Annotated in this window: 23 protein-coding genes; 4 read left to right on the top strand and 19 right to left on the bottom strand. The window is 60.0% G+C overall.

Annotated elements, in window-relative coordinates; genetic code table 11:
* The first annotated feature begins 131 nt into the window (after nucleotides 1-131).
* Nucleotides 132-506, top strand: coding sequence for a hypothetical protein (locus IB264_RS19720; protein WP_025429860.1), 375 nt, complete (start codon nucleotides 132-134; stop codon nucleotides 504-506).
* Nucleotides 503-1360, top strand: coding sequence for an alpha/beta fold hydrolase (locus tag IB264_RS19715; protein WP_025429859.1), 858 nt, complete (start codon nucleotides 503-505; stop codon nucleotides 1358-1360). Before IB264_RS19720 ends, IB264_RS19715 begins: the two co-directional genes overlap by 4 nt.
* A gap of 397 nt (nucleotides 1361-1757) precedes the next feature.
* Here the strand turns inward: IB264_RS19715 and IB264_RS19710 are convergent, their stop codons facing one another.
* The 7 genes from IB264_RS19710 to IB264_RS19680 are packed head-to-tail and all read right to left on the bottom strand — an operon-like array spanning nucleotide 1758 to nucleotide 8100.
* Complete coding sequence (locus IB264_RS19710) at nucleotides 1758-2246, bottom strand: flavin reductase (protein ID WP_038578018.1); 489 nt, start codon at nucleotides 2244-2246, stop codon at nucleotides 1758-1760.
* A 10-nt stretch (nucleotides 2247-2256) separates the two neighbouring features.
* Nucleotides 2257-3216: a PDR/VanB family oxidoreductase gene (locus tag IB264_RS19705; RefSeq protein WP_057224522.1), complete on the bottom strand. Its 960-nt coding sequence runs from the start codon at nucleotides 3214-3216 to the stop codon at nucleotides 2257-2259.
* Nucleotides 3217-3226: 10 nt separating this feature from the next.
* Nucleotides 3227-3949 carry an SDR family NAD(P)-dependent oxidoreductase gene (locus tag IB264_RS19700; RefSeq protein ID WP_244497461.1) on the bottom strand — a complete coding sequence of 241 codons (723 nt, stop codon included), beginning with the start codon at nucleotides 3947-3949 and terminating at the stop codon, nucleotides 3227-3229.
* Nucleotides 3950-3987: 38 nt separating this feature from the next.
* Nucleotides 3988-4485, bottom strand: coding sequence for an aromatic-ring-hydroxylating dioxygenase subunit beta (locus tag IB264_RS19695; RefSeq protein WP_025429855.1), 498 nt, complete (start codon nucleotides 4483-4485; stop codon nucleotides 3988-3990).
* A complete protein-coding gene (locus tag IB264_RS19690) occupies nucleotides 4482-5747 on the bottom strand; it encodes a Rieske 2Fe-2S domain-containing protein (RefSeq protein ID WP_025429854.1) in 1266 nt (421 codons plus the stop codon). Before IB264_RS19690 ends, IB264_RS19695 begins: the two co-directional genes overlap by 4 nt.
* A gap of 47 nt (nucleotides 5748-5794) precedes the next feature.
* Complete coding sequence (locus tag IB264_RS19685; RefSeq protein WP_246811790.1) at nucleotides 5795-7003, bottom strand: acyl-CoA dehydrogenase family protein; 1209 nt, start codon at nucleotides 7001-7003, stop codon at nucleotides 5795-5797.
* A complete protein-coding gene (locus tag IB264_RS19680) occupies nucleotides 6946-8100 on the bottom strand; it encodes an amidase (protein ID WP_244445452.1) in 1155 nt (384 codons plus the stop codon). Before IB264_RS19680 ends, IB264_RS19685 begins: the two co-directional genes overlap by 58 nt.
* A gap of 337 nt (nucleotides 8101-8437) precedes the next feature.
* Here IB264_RS19680 and IB264_RS19675 point away from each other — a divergent pair, with 337 nt between their 5' ends.
* A complete protein-coding gene (locus IB264_RS19675) occupies nucleotides 8438-8797 on the top strand; it encodes a hypothetical protein (RefSeq protein WP_025429851.1) in 360 nt (119 codons plus the stop codon).
* A gap of 59 nt (nucleotides 8798-8856) precedes the next feature.
* On the opposite strand, the gene IB264_RS19670 is transcribed toward IB264_RS19675, so the two are convergent.
* Complete coding sequence (locus IB264_RS19670) at nucleotides 8857-9462, bottom strand: MarR family winged helix-turn-helix transcriptional regulator (protein WP_200954035.1); 606 nt, start codon at nucleotides 9460-9462, stop codon at nucleotides 8857-8859.
* Nucleotides 9463-9558: 96 nt separating this feature from the next.
* Between IB264_RS19670 and IB264_RS19665 the strand changes: the two genes are divergently transcribed.
* Nucleotides 9559-10125, top strand: a complete 567-nt coding sequence (locus IB264_RS19665) for a nuclear transport factor 2 family protein (RefSeq protein ID WP_025429849.1) — start codon at nucleotides 9559-9561, stop codon at nucleotides 10123-10125.
* Between the two features lie 266 nt (nucleotides 10126-10391).
* Here the strand turns inward: IB264_RS19665 and IB264_RS19660 are convergent, their stop codons facing one another.
* The 11 genes from IB264_RS19660 to IB264_RS19610 all read right to left on the bottom strand — a co-directional run bounded on the left by IB264_RS19660 (nucleotide 10392) and on the right by IB264_RS19610 (nucleotide 22561).
* Nucleotides 10392-11834: an amidohydrolase gene (locus tag IB264_RS19660; RefSeq protein ID WP_082571808.1), complete on the bottom strand. Its 1443-nt coding sequence runs from the start codon at nucleotides 11832-11834 to the stop codon at nucleotides 10392-10394.
* A gap of 66 nt (nucleotides 11835-11900) precedes the next feature.
* Complete coding sequence (locus IB264_RS19655) at nucleotides 11901-12605, bottom strand: FadR/GntR family transcriptional regulator (RefSeq protein WP_025429847.1); 705 nt, start codon at nucleotides 12603-12605, stop codon at nucleotides 11901-11903.
* Nucleotides 12606-12633: 28 nt separating this feature from the next.
* A complete protein-coding gene (locus IB264_RS19650; protein WP_025429846.1) occupies nucleotides 12634-13728 on the bottom strand; it encodes an ABC transporter ATP-binding protein in 1095 nt (364 codons plus the stop codon).
* Nucleotides 13729-13732: 4 nt separating this feature from the next.
* Entirely contained in the window at nucleotides 13733-14590 is an 858-nt protein-coding gene (locus IB264_RS19645) for a carbohydrate ABC transporter permease (RefSeq protein ID WP_025429845.1), read from the bottom strand.
* Nucleotides 14587-15459 carry a carbohydrate ABC transporter permease gene (locus IB264_RS19640; protein WP_057224533.1) on the bottom strand — a complete coding sequence of 291 codons (873 nt, stop codon included), beginning with the start codon at nucleotides 15457-15459 and terminating at the stop codon, nucleotides 14587-14589. Before IB264_RS19640 ends, IB264_RS19645 begins: the two co-directional genes overlap by 4 nt.
* A gap of 65 nt (nucleotides 15460-15524) precedes the next feature.
* Nucleotides 15525-16733 carry an ABC transporter substrate-binding protein gene (locus IB264_RS19635; protein WP_192433961.1) on the bottom strand — a complete coding sequence of 403 codons (1209 nt, stop codon included), beginning with the start codon at nucleotides 16731-16733 and terminating at the stop codon, nucleotides 15525-15527.
* Between the two features lie 82 nt (nucleotides 16734-16815).
* Nucleotides 16816-17910, bottom strand: coding sequence for a histidinol-phosphate transaminase (hisC, locus tag IB264_RS19630; RefSeq protein ID WP_057224537.1), 1095 nt, complete (start codon nucleotides 17908-17910; stop codon nucleotides 16816-16818).
* Nucleotides 17907-19421: an aldehyde dehydrogenase gene (locus tag IB264_RS19625; RefSeq protein ID WP_192433959.1), complete on the bottom strand. Its 1515-nt coding sequence runs from the start codon at nucleotides 19419-19421 to the stop codon at nucleotides 17907-17909. The genes hisC and IB264_RS19625 overlap by 4 nt, the downstream gene beginning before the upstream one ends.
* A gap of 3 nt (nucleotides 19422-19424) precedes the next feature.
* Entirely contained in the window at nucleotides 19425-21128 is a 1704-nt protein-coding gene (locus tag IB264_RS19620) for a thiamine pyrophosphate-dependent enzyme (RefSeq protein WP_025429840.1), read from the bottom strand.
* A 10-nt stretch (nucleotides 21129-21138) separates the two neighbouring features.
* Complete coding sequence (locus IB264_RS19615) at nucleotides 21139-21408, bottom strand: hypothetical protein (protein WP_025429839.1); 270 nt, start codon at nucleotides 21406-21408, stop codon at nucleotides 21139-21141.
* Nucleotides 21409-21412: 4 nt separating this feature from the next.
* Nucleotides 21413-22561, bottom strand: coding sequence for a nitrilase-related carbon-nitrogen hydrolase (locus IB264_RS19610; RefSeq protein ID WP_025429838.1), 1149 nt, complete (start codon nucleotides 22559-22561; stop codon nucleotides 21413-21415).
* Nucleotides 22562-22566: the final 5 nt, after the last annotated feature.

Below are 22566 nucleotides of genomic sequence, written 5' to 3'. Positions count from 1 at the left end.
AAACAACCGGTCCAGCGGCCAGAGACGATTGAGCCGATCGGCGCCAATGCCGGTCAGAACGACACCGAACCCAAGGAAACGCCGCCAAATGGAGGTGTTTTGCCCCTTGCGTTCTTTCATTGGAGGAAATCATGCTGGACATTCTTCAGACGATGCAGGCGGCGCTGCTCCGCCGCCCACACCTGTTGCGTATTGGCCGGCTCTTCAGCGAAACAGTGCTTATCGAAGTCGACGGCGAGGAGTTCTACCTTACCTTCGAGAAGGGCGCGTTGATCTCCCTCGCCCGCGGTCCAAGCCGGCGCACCTCATGGCGTTTCGCTCTTCGAACGGAGCGGGCCGCGCTCGACGAGTTCTGGCAACCACTGCCGAAGCCCGGCTTCCACGACATTTTCGGGCTCGTGAAAATCGGGCGCGGGCGCATCGAGGGAGACATCCTCACGCTGGTTCGCAACCTGCGCTTCTTTAAAGAATTCATGGCGCTCGGCCGCCGGGGAGCCGCAGCATGACGATAGCAGGTCTCGAGCCGCTCTGTGGCCGCTATGTCAACCTCGCCGTTGAAGGTGTTGCCCAACGCATCTATTTCGAAGAGGCTGGCGCTGGTCGCACGGTCCTCTGCCTCCACACTGCTGGCGCCGACAGCCGTCAGTGGCGCTTTATCCTGAACGACGACGAACTGACGGCAAACCACCGATTCATCGCCTTCGACATGCCCTGGCACGGCAAGTCTTTGCCGCCGCAAGGTTTCGAGACGCAAGATTATCTCCTGACGACGGAAACCTACGTGGCGACGGTCCTTGCCTTCGCCGACGCGCTTGGGCTCGACAGACCGCTTCTTGCCGGCTGCTCGATGGGAGGGCGCATTGCCCTGCAACTCGCGGCGCTGCACCCTGCCCGCTTCGGCGGGTTCATCGCGATCGAAGCATCCGACTTCCAGCCAGCATGGTACGACATCGACTGGTTCCACCGCCCGGACGCCCACGGCGGAGAAATGGGCGCGGCACTGGTTTCTGCAAACATCTCCCCATACGCGCCGGCAGTGGAGCGCTGGAACACGCAATGGATGTTCATGCAATCGGGTCCGGGCGTCTTCCGCGGCGACCTTTCCTTCTACACCCGCGACGACAGCCTGGTCGGCAGGCTTGCATCGATCGACACGAATAAGACGCCGGTCCACATTCTTTGCGGGGCCTACGACCTGACCTGTACTCCAGAGGATGCCGCGCGGACCGCGTCTGCCATTCCAGGTGCGACCCTGACCATTATGGATGAACTCGGTCACTTTCCGATGAGCGAACACCCCGCGGCGTTCCGCCCCTATTTTGCCAACGCGCTGTCGCGAATGCGGCCAGTAACGGCCTGAGGGGGAGGTGCGAATGCGGACAATTCTTGTCCGACACCATCTCGAGCTGGAGAGTTTTTCAGGGCGTCGATCCGGACGCCCACCATGACCAGAATCCTCGGAAAAATAGTACGGCGCCACAGCCTATTGCCAGCTTTCGGACACTGAGTTTGGGCCAACCCACCTGCTCAGAGCTGACGACCCAGCTTCTTTTTTCACGATCATCGCATGCTCAACGCCATCTTTCCGTGCCGACGGAAGAGGTCTTTGGAGTTGATGTTAAGAAAGAGCGCCTTGGCTTTTTGTCTTAGGTATCGGCGTAAGCCCCGGCGAAAGGCTCCGACGCAGCATCACGGCCCCTCTAGTTTCCAAGCAAAGCCGCAGGAAGAGGAAGGTTGGCACCTTCCCCTCAATGATCCTACGTCCGGGCAATAAGCGGATGATACGAGCGGTCGAACCAGATTAGGGTCTCCGCTGGCACGTTACCGAGGTACGTGGCAGCAACGCGAGCGTAGAACACCGAATGCGTCCCAATCGCTCGTCGCTCGATTATACGACAGTCGAAGGCGACCACAGCATCCGCGAGAACCGGGGCACCCGTCGCAAGGACAGTCCAATCGCCTGCGGCAAAGCGATCGCCGTCGCCGCGACCCGCAAAGGCGTTTGATAGCGTCTGATGCCGGCTGGCGAGAACGTTGACGCAGAGGTTTCCATTGCCGTTGAAGACATCGTGGGACCTGTTGCCGCGATTGACGCAGACCAGAAGGGTTGGCGGGCTGTCGGTGATCGAGCAGACGGCTGACGCCGTCATTCCGTGACGCCCCTCCGGCCCGTCGGACGTTATAAGGTTCACGGCCGCGCCGAGACGGCTCATGCCCTCACGAAATTCCAGTGCAGTATTTTCCACGGCTCCCTCCTTAGATGTTCAGGACGAGCTTGCGGCTCTTCGCTCTCGAGCAGCACACCGTCATCTCCGCATTCTGGGCCTTCTCCTCATCGGTGAGAAACATGTCGCGATGGTCCGCAACGCCCTCGATGATTTCCGTAAGGCAGGTACCGCATACGCCTTCCTCGCATTTAACCTCAACGTCGATGCCGACTTTCGCTAGCGCCTTGGCGATGGTGTCGCCGGGACCGACGGTCACGCTTATGCCGGAGGCGCGGGCTTCAACCTCGAAACTGCCACCCGTCAGATCGACATTCGCACCAAAGTATTCGCGGTGAATGTGATCGCTGGCATATCCTGCACTCTGTGCGGCTCCAATCAGCCAGTCCATGAAGCCTTGCGGCCCGCACACGTAGAGATGTGTTTCCGGCGTTGGGCGTGGAAGCGTGGCGGGAACGAAGCACGTCTTTTCGTCGTCGTGATGGAATCGGATTCGATCGAAAAACGGTACGGCCTCAAGAATGTCGAGAAATGCAGTCACCGATCGCGACCGCGTACAGTAGTGAAGCTCGAATTCACGACCGAGCACACCGAGGCGGTGCGCCATCGCCAGCATCGGTGTAATGCCAATACCCCCGCCAAGCAGGATGGAGCGCTCAGCCTCCTCCTTCAGCGGGAAGTGATTTCTGGGCACATTGGCCTCGAGCACCGCGCCCTCGCGCGCCATCTCATGAACAGCAACCGAACCGCCACGGCTTTTCGGGTCCTTTAGAATGCCAAGCCGATAGACGTTCCTTTCCCCAGGATCGCCGCACAGCGAATACTGGCGCCACAAATCGACATCCCCGTGTTTGACGTGCATGTCGAGATGAGCGCCCGCGTCGAACGCCGGCAGGGGGCGGCCATCGGCGGACACCAGCGTCAGCCGGAGGACACCACCGAGATCCTCATTGCGTTCTACGACTTTTAGCGACAATATTTCCTCGGTCATCCCTGTCCTCTCATCGCATGAAAAGCCCGCCGTTGACGTCCCAGCACGCGCCGGTAACGAATGCCGCCTTGGCCGACGCGAGAAACACCGCCATGTCAGCGATAAGTGCCGGATCGCCGAGTTGCTTTACGGGAATTGCCGACACCATCTCGTCGATGGCATCTTCCGGCACGATGGAGCGAACCATGGGCGTGTCCATAGGCCCGGGCGAAATCGAATTCACGGTGACGCCGAAGGGCGCCAAGTCACGGGCGAAGACCTTCGTCAGCGTGAGGATTGCCCCTTTGGACGCCGCATAATGCGCGCCCGTCGCGGTGCCTCCGTTCTGGCCGGCAAGCGACGCCAAATTGACGATCCGCCCATAGCCTCGCTCCTTGAAATGCCGGCCGAAGATCCGGCAACCCGTGAAGGTGCCGCCTGCATTGATAGCCATAACCGCGTTGAACTCGTCCGTCTCTATATCGAGAAGAGGTTTGGCGCGCGTGACGGCGGCATTGTTGACGAGCACCTCGACAGAGCCCCAGCGTTCAACCGTCTTGTCGAGCACTCGTTGGAAATCCTCTGGCTTCGACACGTCGAGACAGGCCGTCAGCGCCGTTTCCGACGCAAGGTCCAGTTCCTCGGCCAGCCTATTGCAGGCTGGCTCGTCGATATCAGTGAGGATGACGCGAAAGCCTGCCCGGTGCAGCGCCCTGGCAATTTCGGCTCCGACGCCGCTCCCGGCGCCGGTCACCACTGCCGTCTGCGTTAGGATGGGAAGAGGCGCTGGCATCAGAACAAATAGCTGATCGACGTCAGCACCCCATCGGCATTGATCAATCTCACGACCTTGTCGTGAATGAAAAGCCCGCCATCCCCCCGTTCCAGGCGATGTTCGACATTTGCGATGAACGAGCGCTGCCGTCCGAATTTGTCTTCGGTCAGATGCATTGCCGATCTTACCCGAATGAAATCCGCGCCGATCTCGATCGGGACGAAACGGGACAGGAGGCGCACAGTGCGGGCTGCCGGCGTCGCCGAAATGGCAAAGCCACCCTGGAGACGATCCACTCGCATACGCCGCATATGCGCATCGTCGTAGGCAATATTCAGCGTGTTCTTGAAGTCGGTTTCGTCAGGCTTCAGCGGAATCACATAGAAGCCCCCGTCGAGCCAGAGTTTTAACCAAGCGTTGTAGTCGGCGCGGTCGAGAATCTCTGCCTCGCGCCAGATGAACTCCTCGGCTTCACGCAGCGAAATGCCGCCGTCCACTCTCACATGTTCGTTCATTGGGACATCATCCTCTTCCACATCGCATAGGCCGCACGCATGCCGGTTTCGGCACTGACATCGCCCTGCGGCAGGCCGTTCGGGCCTGGCTTTTCAAGCCCGTCCCCGCGATTGACCATGATATCGAGCTCGGGCGCGCCGGCCGTTCCGCGCTGGACACGCTCCCAGACCTCGGCATCGTCAGGGCTGCCAAAGCCCATCGGCCCCTGAAAGTGCTCGTGCAGCCGCAAGCGCATCTGGTTGGCTTCCTCTGGACCACCCTCCATGCCGAGTGCGAGGTGCCTGATGTCTGTGCGGTCCGCGCTGACGGGATGCAGCACGCGGAAGAACGAGAGGGAACAGGCAACATTCGGAAACAGATTGAGGTTGAAGCCGACGCCACCGACCGCCTTGACGATCCGGCAAACCTGGTCCTCGTCATATCGGCCGCGCAACTGCTCCGCGAGTTCTGCGAACCGGTCTGGAATCTCCCAGCCTTCGCCATCGAGGTCGATGAGGCTTGGCATCATCACCATGACAGAGTGGCCGTTGCCGAGATCTTCGACGAAACCGTCCCCCCCGAGGAAGGAGAAAAGCTCCTCGGTTTCGGAATCGAGTGATTGCAGGAAAGGTTTGTGGACCACAGGGAAGTGGTAGGCGTCGGTGGTATTCTCGAGCTGGATCTTCCAGTTGCCCGGGAACTGGAACTGGTGCTCGCCATTTACCTTCACGGGGAAACCACCACCCTGCTTCATGAAGAGATCGATCCAGCGCCGCGCGTTCCCGAGAAAGTCCTCCAGCGGCTCCACGTCTCCGTTGAACGAGGCGAAGATCATGCCCGCATAGACGTCGACCTTCAGCCGCTTCAGTGCGAACTGGCTCCTGTCGAACGTCTCGTCGTAGCCTTCGGAGTAGGGAACGCCGCGCAACGAGCCGTCGAGGGCGTAGCCCCAGCCGTGGTAAGGGCACTGGAAGGAGCTGGTCTTGCCGCGCGTGTGTTCGCAGACCGTTGCCGCGCGATGCCGGCATCGATTGACGAGAACATGCAGGTCTCCCTTGCGGTCACGCGAGATGATCACAGGCTGCGTGCCGACCCAGGAGGTCTTGAACGACCCCTTGTCCGGAACTTCGGAGACATGCCCAACCCAGACCCATGTCTTGCTGAAGATCTTCTCCATCTCTGCTTCGAACAGCGACGGGTCGCTGTAGACGGGCGTGCGGACGCGGTCCTTGCCGACCCACTCCGCATAATCCCGGTCATCTTCCTTCAATGCGATGTTCATCACTCCCTCCTTGCTGACGCTTGTTAGCTACGTGTCTTTCAACTGCCTCACGGAAAACCGGGCGGCACAGCCTGAGCGAGCAGGCCCGCACCGGCCGATGTCCACGTCCCGATTCCGAGGAAGGCGTGCTGGGCCACTGCGGCGGAATCCAGAAGACAACGCACGAGCACGTGGCCCCGATTGATGGCCGACGCGCCGCCCATGCGGAATGCCGCCTGGGCTACCGCCGCGCCTTCGTTCGCCGCATTGGTTGCGCAAAGCCTGAGGCGCACCCGCATCTGCGGGGAGATCTCATCGCCCCGGTTTACGGCCTCCCAAACTTCCTCGGTCGTTTCATAGAAGAATGCCCGTGCTCCGCGCAGTTGCGCCTCTGCCCGCCCGAGTTCGGCCTGGATGTATGGTCGCATGCCGATCGACGGCGCCCCCGTAATGGACGGACCCGAAAGTGCCTCGGCGTGGATCCAGTCGAGCGCCTCGCGCGCTGTTCCAAGACCCACAACGGCGAGAACCTGTGCAGCGAGGGCCATTGACGGATATCGGAAGATCGCATCGTCGCGCTGCGCCTTCGAACCGCGCACAAAAGTCCACTCCTCGGGCACAAATACGTCTTCGACAACAATGTCGTGACTCCCGGTCGCAGCAAGCCCCACCGTCTCCCAGGTATGCTTGATCGCGACTTGTTTGCGCGGCATGACGGCCATGCGCGGCAATCCACCGGCATTGCCCTCGTCGCTCCGGATTCCCGCACCTATCAGCGATGCGCCCATGCAACCGGAACAATAGGGCCAGCGGCCCGCCACCTTGAAGCCGCCGTCGGTTCGCACGGCCTGTTGTGGCGGAAAGATCGAACCGGCGAAGACTGTATCGGGGTTGTCAGCATATATCTTCGCGAAGGTTTCGGGCGGCAGCGCCGCCAAATAGGTCGATGAGACGCCAAAGCTGGCGACCCAGCCGGTGGAGGCGTCCGCTGTTGAAAGCGCCTCGACCAGCCTGAGGAACGACATCGGCGAGAGCGCATCGCCACCAAACTCCCTGGGCACGAAGGCGCGATAGACGCCGACCTGCTGCAGTTTTTCCACGATGTCGAGCGGCACATATGTCAGTTTCTCAAATTCGTCGCGCCGGCAACGGATCTCGTCGAGAAGCGCATCGAGAGCGGCGGATTCGTTCCGCTGTCTGGCGGCTATTGGGATGTTCATTAAAGCGGATCTCCGTTGATCTTCAGCTGTTGCGCGACCCATTCCGTAACGGCGCAAAGCGTTTCGTCTTCACCGCGCCGGCCAATGAGTTGAACACCAGCCGGCAGACCGCCCGCAGTGCGGATCGGGACAGTCACAGCCGGATGCCCAGACAGATTGAACGGGCGCGCAAGCACTGTGAGTGGGATGAGGGCCTGCATATCGCCGGCCTCGGCAAGACGCGGCGGAACGACGGGCATGGTCGGCAAGACCAGCGCATCGGCATGCGCGAGCGCCGCATCGACCTCTTGCTGGAAAAGGGTACGCACCTCTTCGGCACGCTCAAGCGCCGCCGAATCGAAACTGTCGACAGCGGCGAGAATGCGACTGCGCACCTCGGGATCAAGGCCCTCGCTTGCCCGCGCGAGATCGCCAAATGCCCGCGCCATCTCGGCATTGATGACGACAAGGCCCGCCTGGTAAGCTCGCGCCAACCCTTCGAGCGGCGTCGAAGCCGCAACGAGCCCCTCGAGCGCTGCGTCGAACGCCGCCTGAACCTCTTGCGAAGCCGCGACGGTTACCGCAACGATTCGGAACGGTCCGGCAGCATCCTGCCGCTTGAAAGACGGGTCCATGCACTCCATAGAGCGCGTAAGCATCGCAGCCGTGAGGGCCAGCGGACCGATGCAGTCGATCGAGCTTTCCGCCGGAATGGCCCCCGTGCGGCTAATTCGGCCGTAGGTCGGCTTCATCCCGAAGATCCCGGTACAGCAGGCCGGAACGCGGACGGAGCCGCCCGTATCTGTTCCGACGGCGAAATCACATGCGCCTGCCGCCACGAGCGAAGCCGAGCCTGACGACGAGCCGCCGGGAATGCGGTCGGGCCACCGCGGATTGAGGGGCGTTCCCAGATAATCGTTTACGCCGGTCACGCCAAAGGCCAACTCATGCATATTGGCCGTTCCGATGATCGCGCAACCATTGTCAATCAATGCATCGACGACATCAGCGTTTGACGCGGACGAAGGGCCGCAGGCAAGCGCGCGGCACCCGCAGCGGGTGACGAGGCCACGGATCGACAGGCACTCTTTGATCGCCACCGTCAGGCCGTCGCCCCCAATCCTGAAGGTTTGGGACAACGCAGAATTTTGTGGCTGCATAGGGGTTTCAGTCACCGGCTCTCCCTCCCTTCAATAACGGTAATATTACCGTATTTCGGTAAAGCGTCAACGCCGGCACGGCAATTTACTAGAATTTTCTATCTCTTTTTCTATTATCTAACCGCAGGATCGTGGGCGGCGCACAGCAGCCAGCCTTGACCAGACTGCAACGGGACTGCCCATGTCACCGCGGCGTAATCGATTATGTACTATATTTTTCACTTTATTTTTCTAGTAATTTGATGCACGCTTTCAACCGTTGACCTTGCCCCTGCTGGGCATAGATACAGCGTGCGCGATCGCAGACGCGCCGCATCAACCACTTGAACTCTAAGAGAATAAGGGGTCCGACATGACCGAAATGAAACCCATCCGCACATTGTTCTGCATCGCCGTCGATCAGAATTTCTTCGACCTGCCGTCTAAGGACATCGGCGCAGTGTGGGCGGGCTTTTCACAGTTCCTGCAGCGGGTCGCGGCTCTGCCTAACGTGTCCATCATCGGTACGCTCGATGACGACGAGACAATGGTCGGAGCCTCGCCCGCAGGCTTTCCCTGGACCTGTTACCTGATGGCGGATTGCCCGGACAGAGAGACTGTCAAGGCGGCGTGCAACCTCTTCCGGACGATCGAAATCGGCGAATACCGGCTTTGGCGCTTCATGCGCATCGAGGCGCGAATGGGACGCGCGCTGGAAATTCCCGCCCTGTAACGATGGCCTGCGCCACCGCTCGAGCTGCGAGGGGAAGGGGGGTGGGCATGCCGACCGGATCAGGCCAGCTTGGCGAAGAGCCGTTTGAGAAGCCGATTAAGCTGGGCGATCTCATCTTTCTCGAAATCGGAGAAGGTCCGTTCGAAAAGCTGCTGCGCAATCCGCGCCGCGCGAAGCGCCGCTTCACTCCCCGCTTCAGTCAACTGCACTTCGGTCACGCGCCCGTCGAACGGGCTGCCGCGCGTCGTCACCAGCCCTTCCGCTGTCATCCGCTGCACGATTTTGGTGGTGGTGTTGAGCTTCAAAATACAATAGTCGGAAATCTCGGACACACCGAGGCCGCCGTGCTCCAACAACGACGCGAGCACGCGCCAACGCGAAACGTCGAGCCCGATGGGCTTCAGGCGTTTCTCCAGCTCCAGCGCATAGAGCGCGCTGACGCGGGAAACCCAGTAATAGGGCCAATCGCCCTTACCAGAAAATGTAGATTCGACGCCGTCCTCCAGAGAGACCGTTGCGGAAGGAGCATCGGCCACATCGATGCGGACCGGGTTCGCATTTGTCATTTTCCGGGCATTCAAGACCTGCATCCCTTCGACTGTGCCGTATCCGACCTCAAGGCAAAGCAATCGCGTCCCGGGCGGAAGGGCAATATCATCCGACATCAGACCGCGGCACGTCAACTCACCCCGCCGCGACGCGTGGGCGCATCGTCGCAGTCGGCGCAACGAGATTTTGACAACAGACAGAGGACGTAGACGATGTCGGACACCGATATTGCGCAAACCGTGGCGGGGCTGGTCCGTCGAATCGAACTGCTGGAGGCGGAGGCAGACATCCGCCGTATCCAGGCACGCTACATGTTCCTCTGCGATACGCCGTGCCCCGACTACAGTATCGTCAACGAGGAAGCACGGATCGAAGCGATACTCGCCCTCTACGCCGAGGACGCGATCTGGGAAGGCGTCGGACAGTACTATGACAACCAGTTTGGCCGCTGTGTAGGAAAGGCGGCTATCCGCAAGCACTTTCAGGCTTTCTGGGACAAGGAACGCGATCCTCGTCTTCTATTGAACGTCCATTACTTGACGTCCGAACAGATTCACGTCGACGGCGACCACGCCGACGGACAGTGGGTCCACTGCCAGCCTTGGATATTTTCCGACGGCTCTGCGCTGCTTCGCTCAAGCCGCCTGAATAATCTCTATAAGAAAGTCGACGGCATCTGGAAAATTGCACGCACACGCACGGAGAATGTTTTCGTCGCCCCGCTTAAACACGGTTGGGCAAGCGACTATCCGAGCTATTCGGTGCTGACGCGGCCCTGACCGCCGTCGAAACCGCGCCCATCGTTCCGCGGAGACAGCAACTCCGATCGGTGAGGCCGGCTTCGCATCTCTTCCATAACTTCGTACCCGATGGACCCAAGCCTTGTAACTGCAGCCTCCATTCTCGTGATGAGAAGAAATTCGGCGCCGAACGAACTGCTTTAGTGAACACCCTCATCGAACCAAGCGATGCTGGCGGAGACGGTCCCGATGGAGCGCATGAGTGCGATGTGAGGCTTGACTTGGCTTGGCTATGTGACCGTCGATTAGACAACGCCCGGCATGGCCTCTGCCGGCAACGGCGACCGATAGGGCCTCTCCGCAGTCCGGCGTGCAAAGTCAGCTCGGACCCGTTCGAGCGTCTCCGGCTGGTTGATTAGCTCGATGGCCGCCGTCGCCAGCACCTTGGCGGCCTGCACCATGCCCTTATGTGCTGCACTGGTCTTACCTTGTGAAGTCATCTGCCAGGTGTGACCCGGGGTGCCGATGGCGCAGGTTGCCATACCGATCTGCGCGAACGGCACAACCCAACTGACATCGCCGAGATCGGTAGACCCCGGCGCCTGCCCACTATCGGCCTCATGTGGCAAGACCCAGTCGCAAAGAACGGCCGGACGTTGCGCAATACCCGCCGAGATAAAGGCCGCCTCCGTCGTCTGCTCTGACCAAGTTGCCTGCATACGAGCCGCTAACGCTCGTTCGGCACCATCGAACTGCGGCGGGCCCACCTCGATCAGTTTATCGTGCAAAAGATAATTAAGCGGCGCATTGCACAGGAGGTCAGACATTGCTGAAACAACCTTAGCGCTCACCCTAGTCTCGCTCATCAGTGCCGCGCCGTCGGCCACCTGCCGCACGCGCTCGACCAGCCCGGCCATATCGGCCAGGTTGCGTGCCCTGACCGAGTAGCGCACGACCGCCCGCTCCTGCACCACATTCGGCGCACGTCCGCCAGCATCGAGAATGGCATAGTGTACCCGGCAATCGGTGGGTATGTGTTCGCGCATGTAGTTCACGCCAACGCTCATTAGCTCAACAGCATCGAGCGCGCTGCGCCCGAGATGCGGATTGGCCGCGGCGTGAGCGGAACGGCCAACAAAGGTGAAATCGATGCTGGCTGCCGCGAGCGAGCGAGCCGGAATCAAGCCATTAAATGCCATGGGATGCCAGCTGAGAGCGGCGGCACAATCGGCGAAGTATCCGTCTCGCACCAGAAAGGTCTTGGCAGCGCCACCCTCCTCGGCCGGGCAGCCGTAATAGCGCACGCGGCCCGGCAGGCCATGTTCGGCCAGGTAAATTTTCACGGCAGCAGTGGCCAGAAGAGCTCCGGCCCCGAGTAGATTGTGCCCGCAACCGTGACCATTGCCGCCGGCTTCGACGGGCTCGGCACGATCGAGCCCGGCCCGCTGGCTAAGTCCGGGCAAGGCATCGAACTCACCGAGAATGGCGATCACCGGCCCGCCCGCTCCAAATTCGCCGGTCATGGCGGTAACGACACCCCCGAGCGGCGCTTCAATACGGAATCCGTATTTTTCGAGAACCTGGCGGTGGAGCAAAGCGGAACGAACCTCCTGGTAGAGCAGTTCCGGTGTCTCCCAGACCCGGTCGCTAAGCTCTTCGAAGTCACCACGGATGGAATCCACGATTTCACCGATCGATAGTCCTTGCCTGCACCTCAACACCACGATCTGCTCCTGCGTTGTACTCATGCCTCGCCGTCCGAAACGGACCGTTTCAGATGGTCGACCGGGTTCCGGCAAGAAAGGCGGGACGTCTTACTTGGTCTGCAACAGTTTGATGTAGCGACGCAGGTGACGGTGCATAGCGTCCTTGGCCGCGGCCGCATCCTTGGACTTAATGGCCTGGAAGATCCGTTCATGGTCCATGATCTGAATTTCGGCATATTGTTCGATGTCCACCCGGTCCTCCATCGCCCCCATAATCGGCGAGCGCAGCCGCTTCCAGAGATGGTGGATGATCGAGGCTGTCAGGCTGTTTCCGGATGCATTGGCGATGGCAAAATGGAACATGCCGTCGGCATCGTTGGCAATGTTCGAGCGGCGCATGGTGTGGGCTTCGAACTCCTCCCAAGACTTTGCAATCGCCGCTTGCATCGCTGCCAGATCAGCCTCACCGGCCTTCTCGGCCGCAACCGCAGCCGTTTCGCCCTCGAAGAGCAGGCGCGTTTGCATGATCTCGAACGGTGAATGGCCCAGATCGAACAGACGATCGAGTTCGGTCGTGACATCCGGCTGGCGACACACGTAGCTGCCAGAACCGCCCCGAATCTCAATGAGCCCCTTGATCTCCAGAGCGATCAGGGCCTCTCGAACCGTTGGTCGCGAAACTTGTAGGGTTTCAGCCAACATGCGCTCCGTCGGCAATCGATCCGAGGTTGAAAACTCTCCCGCACTGATGCGATGCGCCAGATCAATTGCGACCTTTTGATAAAGCCGACCGTTTGCCAGTGAATTGATCATGCGGGCTAAGTCTCCATCCAGGCATGCTTCAGAGTCTGCGTTCTGTCCTTTTATCGAAAAGCGAACAGTTTTGCATATCCACATAAAGCTTCTGGACGGCGCCAACATCAGGCGTCCGGCTGGAGCGGAACCGGCATAACAGTGCCTGCCGCTCGAATTCGAAGGACGCGAGCACATCGCCACCGGTCAGCTCAGTCCGCTCGACCTTGAGGTCCACCTCGAGATAGTGATTGCCCTCGACACGTTCCAGCGAGCGATAGATATTTTCGGGCCGAACGCCGAGAACGACGGTGTCCCCCTCCTTCGGAGGCTGATCCGCATACACATAGCCAGCCAACGAGATCCGGCTCGATCCAATCTGGATGTGGGGAACGGCGTCAACCAGAGCGAACTTGCCTTCGAGGAAGTTCATCTTGGTCGCGCCAACAAACGCAGCCACGAACATGTTTTCCGGACGATGGTAGACTTCGTAGGGCGTACCGAACTGCTGGACACGGCCACGGTCGAGCACGGCAATCTTCGTTGCCATCGACATCGCCTCGATCTGATCATGTGTCACGAGGACAAAGGTGGCGCCAAGGGTCTTGTGCAGCTCGCGCAGCTCCTCACGCATCTGATTGCGCAGCTTCGCATCCAGATTCGACATCGGCTCGTCGAGCAGAAAAATATCGGGATTGCGCACGAGCGCACGGCCAATGGCAACCCGCTGGCGCTGACCGCCTGAAAGCTGAAAAGGCCGACGCTTGAGCAGGTCGGAAATCCTGAGCAGCGCGGCAACGCGCTCGACGTGTTTGGATCTTTCGGCCTTGCTTACCCCGGCGCATTCGAGCCCGAAACTAATGTTCCGCTCGACCGTCATAGTGGGATAAAGTGCATAGGACTGAAACACCATCGCGACGTTTCTCGCGCTCGGATCAAGCATCGTGACATCGCGACCCTTGATCAATATCCGCCCTGCGGACGCGTCGTCGAGCCCGGCGACGCAGTTGAGCAATGTGGACTTGCCGCACCCGCTGCCGCCTAGCAAGACAAGAAAGTCGCCGTCCTCGATCTTGATGTTGACGTCCTGGAGCACGGAAACGCTCCCGAACGATTTACCGACATTCGCCAATTCCAACGACATTGGGCTACCCCTTGACTGCGCCTTGCGTGAGACCACGCACGAAAAACTTTCCTGCCACCAAGAACAAAATCAAAGTCGGCAACGCTGAGATCATCACAGCCGCAACGTTGACGTTGTATTCCTTGATGCCATAGGTGGACCCCACGATATTCTGCACCGCCGCCATGATGGGTTTCTTGCTGGTATCCCCGAACGTCAGCGCAAACAGGAAATCGTTGTAGACGCCGGAGAACACCAGAATCACGGCCACGATGATGATCGACGGGGAGAGAGGCAGGATAATGTGGAAAAAGATCTTGAAGAACCCAGCCCCGTCCATGATCGCCGCTTTGACAAGCTCATTGGGCAGCGTCACGTAATAGTTGCGAAACAGCATCGTCGTTAACGGAATGCCGTAGACGGTGTGGATCAGGATCAGGCCGACGGTCGTGCCATACATGTTGAGCTCTCGAAGAGTGATCGCCAGAGGTATCAAGAAGAGCTGTAGCGGGATGAAACTGCCGATCAGCAGCATGCCGAACAGGACATCGGCGCCGCGGCTCCGCCATTTCGCCATCACGTAACCATTGAGCGATCCTATCAGCACCGCTAGGATCACCGCTGGAATGGCGATCTCGAAAGTGGCGATAAAATAGGGGCGAATGCCGTCGCAGGTCATGCCGCTGCAGGCGCCCGCCCATGCCTTTATCCAAGGCTCGATGGTCCAAACTCGCGGCAGGGCGATAATCGACGAGCTGCGCACGTCGTCCAGCGATTTGAATGACGCCACGGTCATCACATAGATCGGCGCGAGGAAATAGAGCGCGAACAGAAACAGGCCCGCATAAAGCACAGCTGTGCGGAAGGTGCGCCGTTGTCTCATGAGTGCTTCCTCCGCAGTTCAAAGATCAGATAGGGCATAATGATTGTGATCATCGTGGCCACCATGACCACAGCGCCTGCAGCACCGCGACCGATTTCACCACGCTGAAAGAAGTACTCGAATACGTAGCGCGCCGGCACGTCAGAAGCGAAGCCGGGGCCCCCATTGGTCAATGCGACGACGACATCGAAGCTGCGAACGACTTGGAAGCCTAACAGCATGATGGCCGTCAGCAGCGTCGAACGAAGCTGCGGGAAAATGATACTGACATAGACACGCCAGACGGGAATGTTATCGATACGGGCAGCCTTCCAGAGCTCCACGTCCGTCGACTTGATGCCCGAGAGGAACAGAATCATGATCAGGCCGGTCCCGTGCCAGACTGCGGCAAAGACGATCGCGTAGATGGCTCGATCCGGATTAACGAGCCAGTCGAACTTGAAACCGTGAAAACCGGCGCTTCGAAGCAGTTCCTGGATGCCGCTTGTGGGATTGAGCAGCCATTGCCACGACAGGCCAGTGACCACAAGGGAGAGCGACATCGGGTACAGAAAGATCGTCCGGAACAGAGCCTCGCCCTTTGTCAGCCGATCGAGCAGAACGGCCAAAAGTGCACCGCCGACTATGCAGCCAACGAGGTAGAGCCCGCCAAATATGAACATGTTGCGGTACGCAACCCACCAACGCTTGTCGGCGAACAGCTCGGCGAAGTTGGCAGCGCCGATCACCGTGTGATCGGGAAGAAAAGTCGACTTGGTGATCGACAGGAAAACCGTGTAGCCACCGAATCCCCAGATGAAATAGAATGCGACGACGGCGCTGGGGATCAGCACCAGGGCGGCCTTCGTATGATTCCAGGTTCCGCGCATACCCCTCCCCTTTTTTTGACAGTAGAAATCGACCGGAGCCGCGCGCCGCGGGCTCCGGTCGGGAATTATTGCAGCGCCGCCTTGAAGGCAGCGACCGCGTCTTCAGACGACATCTCGCTATTCCAAAACGCGGTGACCGTGTCCTTGAGCGCATTGCCGACAATGGCGGTGCGACCGTTCCAATGGTCCACGATGTCACCGGACTTCATCGCCAAGCCGGCCTTGGCCACGCAGCCCCTGAATTGGGTCGGATCGACACTCTTGACGGCAGGCAACGTGCCCATTGCCTGAGCTGCCGCAATCTGGGTGGCCGGATCCATCACGGCGGTGGCGAACAGTGCCTGGGCCTTGACGTCGTTTTCGTCGGCGACTTTAATGAACTGGAATCCACCGGATACCACTGCGAGCGCTTTCGACCACGGGGTCAGACGGCAGGACCACTTGCTGCCTTCAGCACCGAGGGAAGCATAGCTATCGGCCGCCCACGGCCCCATGAAGAAGAACGCGGCCTTGCCCGTCACCATCAAGGTATTAGTGTCGTTCCAGCTGCGACCGACCTTGCCTTCATCGGTAAATTCCCGCAGGGCACCGAACGCATTGAAGGCCTCGGTTAGCTTTCCGTCGTCGACGGAATCCACGTCGCCACGCATGACGGCGTCATAAAGGTCCGCTCCACCAACCGATAGCAGCGCGTGATCGAAGAGGATACCCTCCTGCCAGGACTCGCCGCCCACCGCCAGCGGAATGAAACCGGCTGCCTTGATCTTAGGCAGGGCGGTCATGAATTCACTCCAGCTATTGGGCGGCGACACGCCGGTAGCGGTTAGAACGTCATTGTTGGTGTACATCCAGTTGATGACATCGACGAACACAGGCGCGGCAACGTAGTGGCCTTCATATTTAACGCTGGCAGCCAGCACTTCCGGCAACCTGGAGTCCCAGTTCTCGGGAACGGCGACGCTGTCCATATCCTGCAAAAGCCCGCCTTCTTGGAAGCTCTTCAGAGTGCCCCCGAGAGCGCTTTGCAGCACCATTGGCGGGTTGCCGCCGATGATTCGGGTCTTCGTCGACGCCAAGCTCTTTTCGGTATCCGGAAACGACGTCTCCTTCCAGGTGCCTCCCAGCGCCTCATACTTGGCTCGGAATACGCGTAGCGCGGCTACTTCACTTTCCGAGTTCCAGTTGTGCGAAATATCGCTGTCCGCTTTGACCGTAGCTGTCGTTGCGAGCAACACGGATGCGGCGGCGATCAAGTCTCGAACGTGACGTTTCATTTCTCTCTCCCTTTGTTCCCAACCAAACCGTACTTCGTTCAGGTCGGTCGGCTCCCGCTTTAATTACGCCTCCAGGCTGCGCCTAGTATGACGAGTACGAACTGACCCATTGGCGGACCACATCGAGTGTCTGTTGCATCTGCTCCTTGGTGCCGATGGTAATGCGAAACTCGTTCGCCCCCCCGGTCACTGCGCGTCCCAAAATACCCGCGCGCTGCAGCGTGGCATCCAGATCGCACGCTTGACTTCCCCCTGCTGGAAAGACGATCAGAACGAAATTGGTATGACTTGGGACAACCGAAAGGCCGAGCGCCGTCAGACCTTCGGTGAACCATTCGCGCGTCTGATTGATCATTCCCGTGATCGCGTCCAGATAGCCGCGATCACGAATGGCCGCTTCCGCCGCGCTCAGGGCAGCGATATTGGTGTTGAACGGTGTGCGCAGGCGCGACACGGCATCGATAATATCGGTGGGTGCCGCTGCCCAACCGATCCGGATACCGGCCAACCCGTAGGCTTTCGAGAGGGTGTGAGTGACGACAACACGGCCCTGTGGTTTGAACAGCGTGGCGATGCCGCAATCGTAAGCTGGGTCCGTGACGAACTCCGCGTAGGCTGAATCTATTATCATCAGCACGCCGGGGGGAAGAGCCGCCTCCAAACGCGCCAACTCGCTTGCCGGCGTGAAGGTGCCGGTGGGATTGTTGGGCGAACAAACATACATGATGCGCGTATTCTGATCGACAAGAGCCAGCAGTGCGTCGACGTCGACCCGATAGTCGGTCTCCTTGGCCTTGCGGATCTCGGCCCCGCAGGACCGCGCATAGATCTCGGCCATTAAGAAGCTGTTCTCGCTGATGACCATGTTGTCGCCAGCCGAAAGAACGGAGCGGATAACGAGACCGATAGCCTCCTCGGATCCGTTGCTGGCAAAGATGCTGCCGGCATCGATACCATAGATCTCGGCGATTGCCTGGCGCAACGCAGTCTGGGCGCCATCGGGATAACGGCCGAGACATGCGGACACGGCATGGAAAGCCTTGATCGCAGCGGGACTTGGCGGATACGGAAGCTCGTTCGACGAGAGCTTGAGCGGCTCGGCAATGCCCTCGAGCGTGCTCTTTCCCTGAACGTAAGGCTTGATCGTCTCGAGCGTTGACTTGGTCTTGATCGTCATTGAAGCCTCCCTGCCGACATCGGGGCCGGCGAGATTTTGAACATTACGGATTTAGATTGGAGGTATTCGCTAAGGCCGAGATGACCCAGTTCACGCCCCCAGCCAGATTGCCCATACCCCCCGATGGGGGTGCCGAGATCGGGAATATTGTGGGTGTTGACCCAAAAGACGCCGCATTGAACCGCACGCGAGACGCGAAAAGCCCGGTCGATCTGGCTAGTCCAAACGCTGGCGGCGAGTCCATAGCGCGTGCCATTGGCGAGAGCGATGGCCTCCTCCTCCGACTCGAAGGTGGCGACGCAAAGCACCGGTCCGAAGATCTCGTCCTGAACGAGCCCATTCGACTGATCGGCGACATCGAGTATCGTTGGCGGGTAGTAGCTACCGGGACTATCTGCCTGTCTGCCCCCGCAAAGGAGAACCGCGCCGCCGGCTACACCCTCTTCGACCCGGCGATGAATGGCATCCAGATGAGCCTGCGATGCGATCGGACCGAGCTGAGTCTTCTCGTCCATAGGATCACCGATACGCAATGCGTTGGCTTTCTCGGTCAGGCGGGCGACGAAATCGTCGCGGATGGACTTTTGAAGGTAGAGACGTGACCCGGCGACACAGACTTGCCCGGAATTGCCAAAGATCGCATCGACCGCACCATCAACCGCCGCATCGAGATCGGCATCGTCAAACACCAGCACCGGCGACTTGCCGCCCAATTCGAGGCTAAGCTTCTTGAGATTGCTGGCGGCAGCATCCTGCAGCAGCGCGCGCCCGGTTCCCGTCGACCCGGTGAATGCGAGCTTGTCGACGCCGGGATGCCGGGAGATGGCGCTGCCGACCTCGCTGCCGCTGCCGGTCACAATATTGATGACGCCATCAGGCACACCCGCCTGCGCAGCGAGTTCGGCAAACCGCAACAGGCTGAGCGGCGTGGTTTCCGCAGGCTTGATCACGCAGGTGCAGCCGGTAGCAAGCGCTGGTGCGATCTTCCAGCCGGCAATGACCAGCGGACCGTTCCAGGGCAGGATCATGCCGACGACGCCCACAGGCTCCTGCAAGGTAAGCCCATGTAGATCACCAGCAGGGAAGGACAGTGGCGCCGACATCCCGGAGATCTTGGTGCACCAGCCGGCGAAATATCGAAACGTCTCGGCGAAGAATGGTACCTCCATCCGCATGGCAGCAGCGATCGGCTTGCCCATGCAGAGGGTTTCAAGCTCCGCGAGCTCGATCGCATGGGCATCGATCAGCTCGGCCAGGCGCCAGAGGATACGGGCGCGCACGGCCGCATTCATCCCCGCCCAGTCCGGATTAACGAACGCGGCACGGGCAGCCGCCACGGCCTGATCGACGTCGTGCCCAGTGCTGACGTGGCATTCTGCAAAGCTCTGGCCGGTTGCCGGATTGCAGAGCGAGACCGTTCGCCCGCTGCGCACCGGCTTGCCGTCGATCCAGAAGGGAGCCGGCTGCTCAAGGCGCTTCAATGTTGTCGATGAGAGAACGTGGCGCGCCATGATTTAAGCTCCGAGCGCTGCCTTGGGGCCTCGGACCGGAGCCTCAAGGATGTATTGCCACGGTGCCGGCAGGTCACGTTCCTGGTGCGCCTCGATGATAGTGGGCCCGTCGAGCGTCATCGCGGTCTCAAGCGCCCGTCGCAGTTCGTCGGGATTGGCGACGCGCATGGCGTTCGCGCCAAAGCACTCGGCAAACTTGACGAAATCGGGATTATGCAGATCCGAGGCGATGAAGCGGCCGTCGTACCAATCCTTCTGCTGGCGATAGACGTTGGCATAGCGGTTATCGTTGAAAATGACGGTGATCAGTTTGATGCCGTATTCGACGGCGGTTGCAAGTTCAGTGGCAGTGAAGAGGAAGCCTCCATCGCCGGAAACGCTGATCACAACCTTGTCCGGATTGGCCGCCTTTACGCCGAGCGCGGTGGCATAGCCATAGCCCAGCGTGCCCTGGAAGCCACAGCTGACATGGCCGCGTAGATTGTAGATCGGCAGGCCGAACCAGGAGGTGTAACCGACCTGGGTGATCTCGTCGCAGAAGATACCATCGGCTGGCAGTACATCGCGGATCGCCTTGAGATAGGCCATCTGCGGACCCACACGGTCGGCCATCTTGGCGTTCAGGCTCTGCTTGAGCATAGTCAACTCTTCTTCTCGCGAAGCGGGGCGCGACGTCATCGACCGCTCGAGTTCAGGCAGAAGATGGCGCAACGTGGCGCGGGCGTCGCCGTGGAGCGCCACGGCCGGTTGCGCGTAGCGGTCGAACTCATGCGCGTCGATGTCGAGCCGGATGATCTTGATGTTCTCATCGAGCCCCCAATAGAGTTGCGGATATTTGAGCCGCGTTCCGATGGCAAAGACCACATCGGCATTGGCCCAAAGCCGCCGCCCGGCGGGGAAGACTTGGGCGTGATAGTCTCGGTCGTCCACGATCCCCCGCCCCGAGCGGAAGCTGGTCACCGGCGCTTCGATCAAGCGCGCCAACTGGTTGACTTCGACGGCTGCACCCACGGCACCCCCGCCGACATAGATCAGCGGGCGCTTGGCAGTCCTCAAAAGCGCAATGGCCTCTGAGATCGAAGCTACATTCGCGCTGGGGCGCTCGGGCACATCGGCAGCCTGGCAGTCGACAGCACGGGTCTGCGCGCCCATGACGTCCGGCGCCATTTCCAGGTGGACGGGGCCAGGACGTCCGGTTTGCATCGCCACGAACGCGTCATTGATGAACTGCGGGGCGGCGTGCGGAGTGTTGATCCGCTCGGCATGTTTCAGCATCGTCCGCATGGTGGCGAGTTGATCCGGGATTTCGTGCAGGTAACCGCGGCCCGAACCGATGGCGTCGCTCGGGATCTGGCCGCAAAGGCTGAGGACTGGCGCATTGGTGGCCCAAGCCGTCGAGAGTGCCCCCATGGCGTTCATGATGCCGGGTCCGGGCACCACCGAGAACACGGCCGGCTTGCCAGTCGAACGCGCCGCGCCGAACGCCATGTAGGCAGCACCCTGTTCATGCCGGCTGCGGATAATCTTGAAGTCTTCGGTGCGCTGAATAGCGTCAAACAGATTGTCCAGCTGCCCGCCGGGCAAACCGAACATCGTGGAGATGCCATTGGCCTTGAGTGCAGAAACCAGCACGTCGGCGCCGGTTTGCTGCGCAACGGAGGTCGTTTCGGCTGCCCCGTTTTCGGTGGAGTTCAGAGGTTTGTTCATGTTCGTCGCCTTACCAAGGGTTTGCCGTAGGATGATCTTCTATGGGCTTTTGCGTAGCTCTGGGCGTAGGCCCCGCGGGCCGGAAAGCGCTCGTGAACGCAAACCAGATCACGCTTGGACGCAGGACGGCACGCAACACCAGACGAACGTCGCTCGGCTCAAGCACCGCGCAGGTCTTCATGGCGTCCGTGGCCGCATTTTCCATAACCAGGGCGCCGTCTTTGACCCGCAAGCTAGCGATGGTCACGTCCAGATCCGTGATCGGTGTGGTCACGCGCATCGGCTCAATCCTTCTTCAGGGTTCCGCGGGCCTGCGCCGACGTGATGCGCGACTTGAGCAGGTCGGAGTGTTTCATCCCATGTTTGTCGAACGGCATGACGAACTGACCGCGCGCATACATCTGATCCATGGAGGTGTAGGCGCCCTGCATTTTGTGCGCGAGATTGCGTGGCGGATTGCCCGACGGAAACAGATTGGGCGGATAGATCGGCTGTTCGTAGATCTTTCGGAACGCCTCGGAGCGCACATCAACCCACGTGTTGTGGTTGATCTGGGTCCGGTGTTCACGCAACGCCTCGATATCGATAGTCACGGAAAGCACCTGCTCCTCCGGATACGGAGCGTGGCGCATCACCATGCCGGTGTAGTCAATGCCGAAGGAATTGCCCGCGCAGAAGGCTTTCGGATAGTACTTGTAGTCGACGGTGCCCCAATTCGAGCCAAGCAGATACGCCATGTTGTCATGGGCCCGCGTGCGTCGGGTGAACATCCAGAAATCCCATGGCGCAGAGACGCCTTCAATTTCCTGCAGCGCGACCGGATGGCAGATCACTTCGACGCCGTTATAGCCGAGCGCGCGCGACGCTTCGGGCGTACAGCCGTCGTGACAGGTCATGCAGCCTAGCTTGCCGATCGGGGAATCAAGCACAGGAAACAAGTCTTCGATGCTGTCGCCGAAGACGGCCGTGTATTCGTCCCACATGTCGTGCGGCGAGGTACCGAGACCGATCGATGCCGGGATGTGGTATTTATGGTATTTCAGTTCGACCCCCTTAGGGCCGAGAATGAATGCGGTGTTGAACCAGCGATCGGGGAACTGCGGCACCGTTTCGATCAGGCCACCGCCAGCAATGTACATGTCGTATTCCCGACACTTTTCGATCAGGATCTGGATTTCCTCGTCCTCGAAAGTAATCGCCTTCTTCATGAAGTCCTGGAGAGTGTGCTCACCCTTGCCCGGCGTTGTCACACCTTGCAGGAAATACTCCGGAAACACGGCGAGCCGCACCGGCACTTCCCAGTTATAGCCGACGCCGAAGTCGATCAGGTCGAGGGCGCGCTGCAGGTTGCGCTTGATCCCTTGGCGATCCACTGCCACTTCGACATGCGGTTGAACAATGAGGGCGGTGTATTTTTCGATCCGCTGGCGCATTCAGA

The organism is Ensifer sp. ENS11, from assembly GCF_014851895.1.
In the GTDB taxonomy this organism is placed as follows: Bacteria; Pseudomonadota; Alphaproteobacteria; order Rhizobiales; family Rhizobiaceae; genus Ensifer; species Ensifer canadensis.
Note: the sequence above shows the minus strand (reverse complement) of the source record. Positions and strands in the feature narration are given on the sequence as shown.